We start from the raw sequence: 12,487 nt of genomic DNA, 5'->3' as shown, positions 1-12,487 counted from the left end.
GAGCCGGTCGGCGGGTCGGGGCGTACCCGAGGAGGGACCCGCCGCTGGCGGGGACTATTCTGCCTGCGAGGTACGGCTCGCAGATCAACAGCGCGTGCCGAGTGGGACTAACGAGAACCGGAGGCCACTCGTGACCACCGTCGCACCCAAGCCGATCGTGACCCGGCCGTGGCCGGTCCGCCAGCCGGTCAAGGGCTCGGCACTCACGCGGCTGCTGCGTACGACGGACGCGAAGCAGATCGGGATCATGTATATGGTCACCGCGTTCGCGTTCTTCATGATCGGTGGCCTGATGGCGCTGCTGATGCGCGCCGAGCTGGCCCGACCGGGACTCCAGTTCCTGTCGCCGGAGCAGTACAACCAGCTCTTCACCATGCACGGCACGATCATGCTGCTCTTCTTCGCGACGCCGATCGTCTTCGCGTTCGCGAACTACGTGGTGCCGATCCAGGTCGGCGCGCCGGACGTGTCGTTCCCCCGGCTGAACAGCTTCGCGTACTGGCTCTACCTGTTCGGCGGGACGCTGGCGGTGGCCGGCTTCATGACCCCCGGCGGCGCGGCCGACTTCGGCTGGTTCGGGTACACCCCGCTGAGCAACGTCGAGCACTCGCCCGGGGTCGGCGCGAACATGTGGATCTTCGGGCTGGTCATCTCCGGTCTGGGTACGATCCTCGGCGCCGTCAACATGATCACCACGATCCTGACGCTGCGGGCGCCCGGCATGACGATGTTCCGGATGCCGATCTTCACCTGGAACATCCTGGTCACCAGCCTTCTGGTGATCATGGTCTTCCCGCTGCTCGCGGCGGCCCTGCTCGCGCTCGCCGCGGACCGGATCATCGGCGCGCACGTCTTCGACGCCGAGACCGGCGGCCCGATGCTCTGGCAGCACCTCTTCTGGTTCTTCGGGCACCCCGAGGTCTACATCGTCGCGCTGCCGTTCTTCGGCATCGTCAGCGAGGTCATCCCGGTCTTCTCCCGCAAGCCGATCTTCGGCTACAAGGGTCTGGTCGGCGCCACGATCGCGATCGCCGCGCTCTCGATGAGCGTGTGGGCGCACCACATGTTCGCCACCGGCCAGGTGCTGCTGCCGTTCTTCTCGTTCCTGAGCTTCCTGATCGCGGTGCCGACCGGCATGAAGTTCTTCAACTGGATCGGCACCATGTGGCGGGGCCAGATCAGCTTCGAGTCACCGATGCTCTGGTCGATCGGCTTCATGGTCACCTTCCTCTTCGGTGGCCTCACCGGCGTACTGCTGGCCAGCCCGCCGCTCGACTTCCACGTCTCGGACTCCTACTTCGTGGTGGCGCACTTCCACTACGTGCTCTTCGGCACCATCGTCTTCGCCGTGTACGCCGGCATCTACTTCTGGTTCCCGAAGATGTTCGGCCGGATGCTGGACGAGCGCCTCGCCAAGGTGCACTTCTGGCTGACCTTCATCGGCTTCCACACCACGTTCCTGGTGCAGCACTGGCTCGGCAACGAGGGCATGCCCCGGCGGTACGCCGACTACCAGGCGATCGACAACTTCACCACGCTGAACATGATCTCCACGATCGGTTCGTTCATCACCGGCATCTCGACCCTGCCGTTCCTCTACAACGTCTGGAAGTCGTACAAGGCCGGTCCGGTGGTGGAGGTCGCCGACCCGTGGGGTCACGGCAACTCCCTGGAGTGGGCCACCAGTTCGCCGCCACCGCTGCGCAACTTCGACCGGATGCCCCGGATCCGCTCCGAGCGGCCCGCCTTCGACGCGAAGTTCCCGGAACTCGCCGCCGGTGGGCAGTCGCTGGCCGGCCCGCCCGAGGGTGGCGCCAAGCCGCTGACCAGCGAATCCGACCACGGCGCCAGTTACACCGAGGACACCGCCAGCAACATCGACCAGAAGTAGTCCACCCGGTTCGATCTCGCGGCCGGTGCCCAGGGGAACTCCTCCGGGTACCGGCCGCGGACGTTTCCGCCGGCCGGACCGGGCTGGGTCGCGCTGGGCTGGGCCGAGGCGCCGCAGCGCGCTGCGACGCCTGCCTCAGGCTTTCCGGCTCAGCTGACCACCGGCGTGCCGCGCAGGGTCACGCCGGCATCCCGGAGCATGTCCAGCGCCGCGTCGGTCGTCCCCGCGTCGACCCCGGCGGTCAGGTCGAGCAGTACGGTGGTGGCGAAGCCCTCCCGGGCCGCGTCCAGGGCGGTGGCCCGGACACAGTGGTCGGTGGCGATCCCGACCACCTCGACGCGGTCGACGGACCGCCGCCGGAGCCAGTCGGCCAGCCCCTCGGACCCCTCGGTCGTCCCCTCGAACCCGGAGTACGCCGCCGCGAACTCGCCCTTGTGGAACACCGCCTCCACCCGGTCGGTGGCCAGCTCCGGATGGAACCCGGCGCCTTCGGTGCCGACGACGCAGTGCCGGGGCCACGAGTTGGCGTAGTCGGGGACGTCGGCGAAGTGCCCGCCCGGATCCACGTGGTAGTCCTTGGTCGCCACCACGTGCTCCCAGCGGTCCGGCTCGGCGGCGAGCAGCCGGGAGATCCCGGCCGCCACCGAGGCGCCGCCGGCCACGGCGAGGGACCCACCCTCGCAGAAGTCGTTCTGCACGTCGACGATGATCAGTGCTCGGCTCATGGCTACCCTTCCGGCTGGTCGGCGGGGACGACGGTGACCGGGATGGTCGGGTCGCCCGCCGAGAGCTTGAGTCCCTCCCAGGGGATGGAGATCAGGCACTGCCGCAGGTGCTCCCGCGACTCGGTGAGGCTCGGCAGCGGTTGTGGCTCGCCGCCCGTGACGTACCGCCGCTGCAACGCCCGGTCGCCGGGCTGCGGCTCGGGTACGCCCTGCGAGACGACGACCTCCTCGGTCGCCGTACCGCTGGGCTTGTGCCGCCGGACGGCCACCTTCCGCCCGCCGACGGTCGCCTTGTGCTCGGAGCGCTTCACCACCGAGCGGCCCTCCACCTCGACCAGTTTGTAGACCAGACCGGCGGTAGGTGCGCCCGAGCCGGTCACCACGGCGGTGCCGGCGCCGTACATGTCGACCGGCTCGGCGGCGAGCGCGGCGATGGCGTACTCGTCGAGGTCCCCGGAAACGATGATCTTGGTCTCGGTGGCGCCGAGCGAGTCGAGGAGTTCCCGGGAGTGCTGGGCCAGCACCGCGAGGTCGCCGGAGTCGATCCGCACCGCCCGCAGGTCGGGCCCGGCGACCGCGATCGCGTTCCGGATGCCCTGGGCGATGTCGTAGGTGTCGACCAGCAGCGTGGTGCTCTTGCCCTGCGCCGCGACCTGCGAGGCGAACGCGGTCGGCTCGTCGTCGTGCAGCAGCGTGAAGGCGTGCGCGGCGGTGCCGGCGGTCGGTATCCGGTAGCGCTGCCCGGCGGCCAGGTTGGAGGTGTAGCCGAACCCGGCCAGATAGCTGGCCCGGGCCGCCGCCACCGCCGCCTCCTCGTTGGCCCGCCGGGCACCCATCTCGATCAGCGTACGGCCGCGCGCCGCGGTCACCATCCGGGCCGCCGCCGCCGCGATCGCCGAGTCGTGGTTGAGCACCGACAGCGTCAGCGTCTCCAGCAGTACGCACTCGGCGAAGGTGCCGGAGACGGTCAGGATCGGCGAGCCGGGGAAGTAGAGTTCGCCCTCGGCGTAGCCGTCGATGTCACCGCTGAACCGATAACTCGACAACCACTGCGCGGTCGGGTCGTCGACCACCCCGGTGTCCCGGAGGAAGGCGACGTCCGACTCGTCGAACCGGAAGTCCGCCAGCAGGTCGACCAGCCGGCCGGTGCCGGCGACCACCCCGTAGCGGCGGCCGGTCGGCAGCCGGCGGGTGAAGACCTCGAAGACGCAGTGCCGGTCGGCGGTGCCGTCCCGGAGGGCGGCGCTGACCATGGTCAGCTCGTAGTGGTCGGTGAGCAGCGCGGGGCGGGAACTGTGCACCACGTCAGCCTAAGCGTGTCGCGTCGCCGCCCGTCGCCGGTCAACGGTCCGGCTCGCCCTCCTGCTCCGGGATCGACTTCAACGCGGGCCACAACTCGCCACGACCGGCCACCCCGAGCTTGTTGTAGACCCGCTGGAGATGGTTCTCCACCGTCCGGGTGGAGATGTAGAGCTGCTCGGCGATGTTCCGGCTGGCCAGACCCCGGGCGGCCAGCCGGGCGATCTGCCGCTCCCGATCGGTCAGCGCCGGCTGGCGCACCGACAGCGCGGGCGTACGCAGTACGTCGCAGCGGCGGAGCAGCCCGGCGAGCCGCAGGTTCGCCTCGTGCGACCGGTTCGACCGGGCCGCCCGCAGCCGGGTCACCGCCCGGCTGGTCGCCTCGGCCGCGAAGACGTTGAGGTCGAGTTCGGCGAAGCCCTCCGCGACGGCGAGCAACTGGTCGCCGGAGTGGCCGTACTCGGCCCGGGCGTGTCGGGCCATCAGCGCCGGCAGCGGCCCGTCCACCGCCTCGCTCAGCTCGGTCAGCCGCTGGGCCACCGTGCGCCGCCGGCCGGTGACGGTCGGCTCGCCGACCTCGATGTCGGCCCGGCCGAACCGCACCAGATCGTGCAGGGCCAGCACCTCGTGCCCGGCGAAACCGTCCGCCTGGAGCCGGTTGACCAGCTCGCGGAGCGTGCCGACCGCACCGGCGAGATCACCGGTGCCGGCCAGCACGGTGGCCCTGGCCTGTTCGAGCCACGGATAGAGCACGGCCATCCCGGAGGTCTGCGACCGGTCCGACTCGGCCATCGCCTCGACCGCGGAGTCGACGTCGCCGCGCATCGCCGCCGCCTGGGCCCGCTCCGCGTGCGCCAGCCCGGCGAAGACCCGGCTGGTGGCGAGGACGGCGCAGGCGCCGAGGCTGGTCCGCAGCGCCTCGCCGGTCTGGCCACGCAGCCGGGCCGCCTGGGCGCGCAGGATGGAGAGGTAGCCGGAGCCGAGCCGGAAGTCGCCCGCATCGGCCAGGTCGGCGAATTCGGCGGCGACGATCGCGTCGATCCCGGCCAGGTCACCGGCGAGCGCCAGCCGGGTACCCCGGGCCAGCTCCAGCGCGAGTTGCAGGTAGGGCATCTCGGTCCGCCACTGCGCCGCCTCGGCGGCCACCCCGTCGACGGCCCGGCCGCTGAGCGTCAACTCGCCCCGGGCGGCCTGTAGGTGCGCGATCGTGCACCGGGCCAGGCCACGGGCGGCCACCGAGGCGGCCGGGCGGTCGAGTACGGAGCGGCTCAGTCGCAGCGCCTCGGCACACTCCAGCCGGTGCAGCCGCATGATCGCCTCGAAGGCCAGCACCCGGGCCCGGTCGGCCGGGTCGGTCAGCCGTTGGGCGTCCGCCGCGATCTCGGCCACCGTGGACTCCCGGTTGAGTCCCCAGTACGACACCATCCCGCGTACGGTCAGCCACCGGCTGCGCCGCTCGTCGGAGGAGATCTGGTCGGCGACCGAGTCGAGTACCCGGATCGCCTCCTCGGCCTGGTCGCCGAACATCAGGATGGTGGCCAGCAGCTCGGCGGCCTGGTAGCCGCCGCCGGCCTCCAACGCGGCCCGGGCCAGCCTGGCGGCGAGCGGTACGTCGAACTGGCTGAACGCCTGCCCGCCGGCCCGCAGCAGCAGGGCCGGATCCTGCGCGGTGCCGGAGTCGAGCCGCCAGACCGCCACCCGGAGCAGGTCGTCGCGGCGCCGGGTGCCGACCCGCTCGACCAGTTCGGCGAGGTGGGCGTTGAGCCGGCGGGCCCGGGTGACCGGGCAGCGCCGCCGGACAACCTCGCCGTAGAGCGGGTGGGCCAGCCGGACGTTCGAGCGGCGGTCGTGCACGTCGACCCGGATCAGGCCGCGCTCCTCGGCGGTCTCCACGCTGGAGCTGTCGGTCGCCCGGTGCAGCAGGGCCAGCCCGATCGGCTCGCCCATCGCGACCAGTTCGACCACCGCGCGTACGCCCGGGTCGAGCTGGCCGATCCGGGCGTCGATCAGCTCGTCGAGGCTGGGCGAGAGCTGGCTGCGGCCGGTCCACTGCCAGACGCCGTAGGTCCGGGTCAGTTCGTCGCTGGCGTGCGCCGCGATGATCAACTCCCGGAGCATCAGGGCGTTGCCGGCGGAGAGCCGGTAGAGCCGGTCCGCCGACGGCGCGTCCACCGGATCGCCGAGCATCGCGGTGAGCAGGTCCTTGCTGTCGCCCGGGTCCAGCGGCGCCAGCTCGGCGTGGTCGACCAGGTCGTCGGTCCAGAGCGCGCGGATCGGCAGCGGCACCGGCTCGCCGCTGCGCAGCGTGCCGAGCACCGTGGCGTTGTCGGAGCGGGCGATCAGATAGACCAGGGCGGCCGAGGAGGGGTCGAGCAGGTGCGCGTCGTCGATGCCGATCACGATCCGCCGCCCCGCCGCCTGCTGGTGCAGCGCGTCGACGGCCCAGCGCATGATCCCGGCGGGGGAGAGGCCGGCGGGCTGGTCGGCCGGGAGCACCTGGGCGAGCCCACCGAACGGGATTCCGGCGGTGGCGATGTTGGCGGAGGCGGACCAGACGGCGCAGCCGTGTCCGGGCAGTTCGGCCAAACCCTCACTGAGCAGCCGGCTCTTGCCGACTCCGGCGGTGCCGCTGAAGAAGATGCCTCGGCTGCCCGGGCTGGTGGCGGCACTCACCAACCGGTTGAGTTCAGCTGTCCGACCAACGAAGCTCCACCGCCCCATCGGGGCAGCATATAGACCGGGTGCCATCCGCGCGCGCCTGGTGACTGAATGAATTTGAGTAGCCGACCGGGTATCCATGAGTATCGTTGGTGCTCGTAGCGTACGGGCATCGACACGTAGCGTTCCGATATTCGGCGAACCCGGCCGGTACCACCCGGTGCGGACACGCCGACGGCAGCGGCGCCCGGCCGGAGCGTTCCGGCCGGCTGGGAGGTGCGCACGGCGATGGAGTTCCGGTCGCTCCCCGTCTCCGGACCGCCGGGCACGCCCGGCGCCCGGACACCCCGGCGCAGCGCGGGCAACGAACCGGCGCTGGTCGAGGCCCCGCCCGACGAACCGCTCGCCGTGATCACGATCGGGCCGTCCGCCGAGGACCGCCGGGCCGTACTCGCCGGACTGCTCGGCGCCGCCGCGCCGCCGCTGCGGGTGCCGGCGGGAAGCTTCCTGGTGGTCGACCACGGGCCGGCCGTCGGCGGCGCCGCCTACGTGCCCGGGCTGCGCTCCTCCCGGGAGTACCGGCCGGCGCCGGTCGGCGCGGGCCCGGCCCTGGCCCGCCCGCCACGCCGGGTCGAGCTGACCGTGCCCGCCCCGCTGCTGCGGCACTTCACCCTGGTCGACGCGCCGGACACCGGCACGCTCGGTGTGGCCGGCGTCCGGGTGGTCCGCGACGCCGTGCGCCGGGGCGGCGCGCTGCTCTACGTACTCCCGGACGACCAGCCCGTCGCCGCCGCCGAACTGGACCTGCTCGCCGAGGTGGCCGGGGAGGCCGCCGTCTTCCTGGTCGGCACCCCGGGCGCCGACCCCGGCTGGCCCGCCGGCCCGGAAACCTCCGCGGGTGTACCGCCGGAAGTTGTCACCGTTCCGGTCTACGGCGAGGAGTCGGCGGCCGAGGAGGACGAGTCGGCGCAGGGCTGGCTCGCCGCCCGCCGGGCCACGCTGCTCGCGGCGGTGCCCGCGCTCGCCGGAGTGGACTGGATCGACCTCGACCCGGTCGCCGCCGACACCGCCTACCTGCGCCGGGCCCTGATCGACTGGGCCAGCGCCGAGGGGCTGCGCCGGGCCAGCCTGACCCCGCCGGTCGTGCCCGGGTCCACCCGGACGGTTCCGGTCGCGCCGGCCGCCCGGACCTCGGACTGGGCCGACCGGCTGGAGCGGCGTTCCCGGGAACTCGCGCACCAGCTCCGCCGGGACATCGCGCTGGAGATCGCCGCCATCCACCTGCGCTGCGTACGGGAGGTGGTCGGCGGTACCGGCGTGCCGGGGCTGCCCGCCCTGCTCGACCGGGAGGTCGAGGCGCTGTCCCTGGAGGTGGTGGCGGCCTGCGACGCGGGCGTCGACAAGATGCTCGACGAGTCGCTCGCCCGGGTCTTCGGCGAGGTACCGGACGAGGGCGTACGGATGCGTGCCGCCGCCGCGGTCGGCTGGGGGCTCGCCGCCGAGCGGGCCGCCCGGGACTTCGACCGGGTACTGCTGATCCGGGAGAGTGGCGAGGTCGAGACGGTGTACGGGCTGGGTGCGGTCAACGCGCTCGCCGGCTATCCCGGCGGTACGGCCGGAGCCATCCTGCCGCCGCTCGGCGTCGGTCTCTCCGGCGGCTGCTACCAGTACTGGCGCAACCCCTGCCGGACGGATCCGATCCACGCCCGGTCCTGGCTGGGCCGGGCGCTGCGGGAGACCGAGGTGGAGCTCAGCCGCGAGGTGTCCCGGCGGTTCGAGGCGGTCGCCGGCTCGCTCACCGGGGTGCTGACCGAGGCGGTCCGGCACGGTCGTCTGCTCGCCTGAACCGACCCGGTTCGCGTCCGGCGGCGTTCCGGTTCCTCGGTTCGCCGCCGACGGTGGCACGATGGGGGGCATGGCGGCTCCACAGGTTGCACCGGTCCACGCGCCGGACACCGAAGAGGTGCCGGTCGCCGACGGGGCATGGGTGACGATCGTCTGGGACGACCCGGTCAACCTGATGTCGTACGTGACCTGGGTGTTCCAGAAACTCTTCGGCTACAGCCACGAGAAGGCCGAGAAACTGATGCTCGACGTGCACAACAAGGGCAAGGCGGTGGTGTCCAGCGGCGCCCGCGAGCGGATGGAGCACGACGCGTCCCAGCTGCACGCGTACGGGCTGTGGGCGACGGTGGACCGGGCGTGAGTACGTTTCGCCGCCAGGGCGAGCACTGCGTCGCCACGTTCGCCGCCGACGAGGTCCGGGTGCTCCGCAAGGTCGCTTCCGAGGTGGTCGGCCTGCTCACCGACGGCTTCGACCACTCCGACCCGGTCGTCGGGCGGCTGTTTCCAGACACCTATCCGGAGAACCCGGGCGACTCGGCCGAGTTCCGGCAGTACACCGAGGGTGACCTGAAGACCGGCAAGATCGACCAGGCGGGCGCGGTACTCGCGGCGCTGCCCCCGCCCAGCGGCGGCGAGGTACGCCTCGACGCGGAGGCGGCCGAGGCGTGGCTGCGGGCCCTCAACGACGCCCGGCTGGCGATGGGGGTACGCCTGGGCATCTCCGCCGACACCGACCTCGGCGACGAGCTGGACGACGCGGTGCTGCACGACCCGACGTCGACCCGGGTCTTCCAGCTCTCCATCTACGCCTACCTGGGTTATCTCCAGGAGTCGCTGCTCAGGGCGCTTGTCGACGGCAGGCTCGGCGACTGACGGCCCGACCGGACGGGGCCCCGCCCGGCGGCGGGACCCCTGCGCCGACCGCGGACCGGTCCGGCTGCGGTGCGGGCCGGTCGGCGCCCCGGTCGGGGCGGTCAGGCCCGGTCGAGAACGGCCAGCTCGTCCTCGTCGAGCTGGAGTTCGGTGGCGGCCACCGAGTCCCGGATCGTCTCCGGCCGGCTCGACCCGGGGATCGGGATCACCTGCGGCGACCTGGCCAGCAGCCAGGCCAGGCAGACCTGCTGCGGGCTGACGCCCCGGGCGGCGGCCACCTCGGCGAACGGCGCGAACCGGCTGCCCAGCTCGCCGGCCCGGGAGATCCCGCCCAGCGGGGACCAGGGCAGGAAGGCCAGTCCCAGCTCGTCGCAGAGCGCCAGCTCCGGCTCGGAGCTGCGGAACGCCGGGGAGTACTGGTTCTGCACCGACACCAGCCGGTCGCCGAGGATCTCCCGGGCCTGCCGGATCTGCTCCGGGTTGGCGTTGGAGATGCCGGCCATCCGTACCTTGCCGGCGTCGACCAGGTCCCGGATCGCGCCGATCGCGTCGGCGTACGGGACCCGGGGGTCGGGGCGGTGGTGCTGGTAGAGCCCGATCGCCTCCACCCCCAGCCGCTTGCAGGACGCCTCGCAGGCGCTCCTGAGGTATTCCGGCGAGCTGTTGACGGACCAGCTTCCGTCGCCGGGGCGCAGGTGCCCGCCCTTGGTGGCGACCAGTACCCCGGAGGTGTCCCCGCCGTAGCTGGCCAGCGCCCGCGCGATCAGCGACTCGTTGTGTCCCACCTCGTCGGCGTGCAGGTGGTACGCGTCGGCGGTGTCGATCAGGGTCACGCCCGCGTCCAGCGCGGCGTGGATGGTGCGGATCGAGCGCTCCTCGTCCGGCCGTCCCTCGATCGACATCGGCATGCCGCCCAGACCGATGGCGCTCACCTCGGTGTCGCCGATACGTCGTGAGTTCATCGCACTGTCTCCTCCACTCGGGCACCCGGCCGGCGGCCCGGCGCCGGGACGTTTCCCACCGTCGGAACCCGTGCGGTCCGGTGCCCGGATCTCGATCCACTCTTTCTGTCACAGGCTGGCACCGCCCGCCCGGCGAGGTCACGTGAGGTCGGCCACTCCCGCCGGCCGGGATCGACCGCTCCGGGCCGGCCCGGCAGGCGGTAGGCTGGGCCTGTGCTGAGCATCGACCGGTCGATAGTCGAGGCGATCGTCGCGCACGCCCGCCGGGACCACCCGGACGAGGCGTGCGGCGTGGTCGCCGGCCCGGCCGGCGCCGACACCCCGACCCGGCACATCCCGATGGTGAACGCCGCGCGGTCCATGACGTTCTACGAGTTCGACTCGATGGAGCAGTTGCGGGTCTGGCGGGAGATGGACGATCGCGACGAGGAGCCGGTGGTGATCTACCACTCGCACACCGCGACCGAGGCCTATCCGTCCCGCACCGACATCTCCTTCGCCGGAGAGCCGGGGGCGCACTATCTGCTGGTCTCCACCCGTGATCCGGAGACCGAGGAGATCCGGTCGTTCCGGATCGTGGACGGGGTGGTGACCGAGGAGCCGATCCGGGTCGTCGACGCCACGGTGGACCCGAACGCCGTGCAGTCGTACATGTTCGGGCAGAGCCCGGCGACGGTCGACTACGAGTGTTCCGGCCGCTGACTTCCGCAGCTCAGCAGCCGTTTTCGTAGTCCGTTCCCCAACTCCGTCGTTTCAAGGAGCACATCAGTCATGGCTATCGAGGTTCGCATCCCCACCATCCTGCGCAGCTACACCGGCGGCGCCAAGGTCGTCGAGGGGTCCGGTGACTCGCTCAACGACCTCCTGTCCGACCTGGACGGCAAGTACTCCGGCCTGCGCGGTCGCCTGGTCACCGAGCAGGGCGCGCTGCACCGCTTCGTCAACGTCTACGTCAACGACGAGGACGTCCGGTTCCTCGGCGCGCTGGACGCCAAGCTCTCCGACGGGGACACCGTCACCATCCTGCCGGCGGTGGCCGGGGGTGCGTTCGGCTTCGCGGCGGCAGCCGCGATCATCGGGCACAGTGCGGCGGCGGCCGCGACCATCGGGCACAGTGCGGCGGCGGCCGCGACCATCGGGCACGGCACGTCGGTGCCCGCCGCGTCCGCCGCGCGCTGAGGCGGCCGCCATGACGCGGTACGAGAGCCTGCTCGACGCGTGCGGCGGCACTCCGCTGGTGGGGTTACCCCGCCTGTCGCCGACGGTGCCCGACGGGGCACCGCCGGTGCGGCTCTGGGCCAAGCTGGAGGACCGGAACCCGACCGGCAGCGTCAAGGACCGGCCGGCCATGTTCATGGTCCGGGAGGCCGAGCGGGCCGGCCGGCTGCGGCCCGGTGACACCATCCTCGAACCGACCAGCGGGAACACCGGCATCTCGCTGGCCATGGTGGCGAAGCTCCGGGGCTACCGGCTGGTCTGCGTCATGCCGGAGAACGTCTCGGCGGAGCGGGTGCAACTGCTCCGGATGTACGGCGCCGAGATCATCTTTTCGCCGGCTGCGGGCGGCTCGAACCAGGCGGTGGCGACCGCCAAGCAGATCGCCGCCGAGCACCCGGACTGGGTGATGCTCTACCAGTACGGCAACGCCGGCAACGCGCAGGCGCACTACGAGACCACCGGTCCGGAGTTGCTGCACGACCTGCCCACCATCACGCACTTCGTGGCCGGGCTCGGCACCACCGGCACCCTGATGGGGACCGGGCGCTACCTGCGGGAGAAGGTCGACGAGATCGAGATCGTCGCCGCCGAGCCCCGGTACGGCGAACTGGTCTACGGGCTGCGCAACATCGACGAGGGCTACGTCCCCGAGCTGTACGACGCCCGGGTGCTGACCCGGCGCTTCTCGGTCGGTACCCGGGACGCGGTGCTGCGTACCCGGCAGCTCGTCGAGGTGGAGGGGATCTTCGCCGGCTTCTCCACCGGGGCGATCCTGCACGCCGCGCTCGCCGTGGCGCACGAGGCGGTCAAGGCCGGCCGCCGGGCCGACGTCGCGTTCGTGGTCGCCGACGGCGGCTGGAAATATCTGTCGACCGGTGCCTACGGCGGCACCCTCGCCGACGCCGAGGAAGCCCTCGACGGCCAGCTCTGGGCCTGACCGGCAGTCCCGGCCGGCCGGGTGCGGGCACCGACCTCACCCGGCCGGCGGGTTTCCGGCCCGCTGTCGGACCCGGATG

General features: G+C 72.2%; 11 protein-coding genes. 7 read left to right on the top strand and 4 right to left on the bottom strand.

Translation table 11 applies throughout. From position 1 onward, the window contains the following. Positions 1 to 130: 130 nt before the first annotated feature. Positions 131 to 1,891, top strand: coding sequence for an aa3-type cytochrome oxidase subunit I (gene ctaD / locus V1634_RS22520; RefSeq protein ID WP_331209859.1), 1,761 nt, complete (start codon positions 131 to 133; stop codon positions 1,889 to 1,891). A gap of 149 nt (positions 1,892 to 2,040) precedes the next feature. Here the strand turns inward: ctaD and V1634_RS22515 are convergent, their stop codons facing one another. From V1634_RS22515 to V1634_RS22505, 3 genes are read right to left on the bottom strand one after another with little or no spacing between them, the layout of a single operon-like run. Continuing rightward, positions 2,041 to 2,616, bottom strand: a complete 576-nt coding sequence (locus tag V1634_RS22515) for an isochorismatase family protein (RefSeq protein WP_331209858.1) — start codon at positions 2,614 to 2,616, stop codon at positions 2,041 to 2,043. 2 nt (positions 2,617 to 2,618) lie between these two features. Further along, positions 2,619 to 3,917 carry a nicotinate phosphoribosyltransferase gene (locus tag V1634_RS22510; protein ID WP_331209857.1) on the bottom strand — a complete coding sequence of 433 codons (1,299 nt, stop codon included), beginning with the start codon at positions 3,915 to 3,917 and terminating at the stop codon, positions 2,619 to 2,621. A 40-nt stretch (positions 3,918 to 3,957) separates the two neighbouring features. Further along, positions 3,958 to 6,636, bottom strand: coding sequence for a LuxR C-terminal-related transcriptional regulator (locus V1634_RS22505; protein WP_331209856.1), 2,679 nt, complete (start codon positions 6,634 to 6,636; stop codon positions 3,958 to 3,960). A 225-nt stretch (positions 6,637 to 6,861) separates the two neighbouring features. Between V1634_RS22505 and V1634_RS22500 the strand changes: the two genes are divergently transcribed. The 3 genes from V1634_RS22500 (at position 6,862) to V1634_RS22490 (ending at position 9,291) form a co-directional block, all read left to right on the top strand. Then, positions 6,862 to 8,418 (top strand): hypothetical protein, encoded by a 1,557-nt coding sequence (locus V1634_RS22500; protein ID WP_331209855.1) that lies wholly within the window; start codon positions 6,862 to 6,864, stop codon positions 8,416 to 8,418. Positions 8,419 to 8,488: 70 nt separating this feature from the next. Beyond that, positions 8,489 to 8,779, top strand: a complete 291-nt coding sequence (gene clpS / locus V1634_RS22495) for an ATP-dependent Clp protease adapter ClpS (protein WP_107258180.1) — start codon at positions 8,489 to 8,491, stop codon at positions 8,777 to 8,779. Beyond that, positions 8,755 to 9,291 carry a DUF2017 domain-containing protein gene (locus V1634_RS22490; RefSeq protein ID WP_331209854.1) on the top strand — a complete coding sequence of 179 codons (537 nt, stop codon included), beginning with the start codon at positions 8,755 to 8,757 and terminating at the stop codon, positions 9,289 to 9,291. The genes clpS and V1634_RS22490 overlap by 25 nt, the downstream gene beginning before the upstream one ends. 101 nt (positions 9,292 to 9,392) lie before the next feature. On the opposite strand, the gene V1634_RS22485 is transcribed toward V1634_RS22490, so the two are convergent. Continuing rightward, on the bottom strand, positions 9,393 to 10,253 hold the full coding sequence (locus V1634_RS22485) for an aldo/keto reductase (RefSeq protein ID WP_331209853.1): 861 nt from the start codon (positions 10,251 to 10,253) through the stop codon (positions 9,393 to 9,395). A gap of 213 nt (positions 10,254 to 10,466) precedes the next feature. Here V1634_RS22485 and V1634_RS22480 point away from each other — a divergent pair, with 213 nt between their 5' ends. From V1634_RS22480 to V1634_RS22470, 3 genes are all read left to right on the top strand, one after another. Continuing rightward, entirely contained in the window at positions 10,467 to 10,955 is a 489-nt protein-coding gene (locus tag V1634_RS22480; RefSeq protein WP_331209852.1) for a M67 family metallopeptidase, read from the top strand. Positions 10,956 to 11,024: 69 nt separating this feature from the next. Further along, on the top strand, positions 11,025 to 11,432 hold the full coding sequence (locus V1634_RS22475; protein WP_331209851.1) for a MoaD/ThiS family protein: 408 nt from the start codon (positions 11,025 to 11,027) through the stop codon (positions 11,430 to 11,432). A gap of 10 nt (positions 11,433 to 11,442) precedes the next feature. Next, a complete protein-coding gene (locus V1634_RS22470) occupies positions 11,443 to 12,408 on the top strand; it encodes a PLP-dependent cysteine synthase family protein (RefSeq protein WP_331209850.1) in 966 nt (321 codons plus the stop codon). Positions 12,409 to 12,487 lie beyond the last annotated feature (79 nt).

It is taken from the genome of Plantactinospora veratri, from assembly GCF_036421995.1.
In the GTDB taxonomy this organism is placed as follows: Bacteria; Actinomycetota; Actinomycetes; order Mycobacteriales; family Micromonosporaceae; genus Plantactinospora; species Plantactinospora veratri.
Note: the sequence above shows the minus strand (reverse complement) of the source record. Positions and strands in the feature narration are given on the sequence as shown.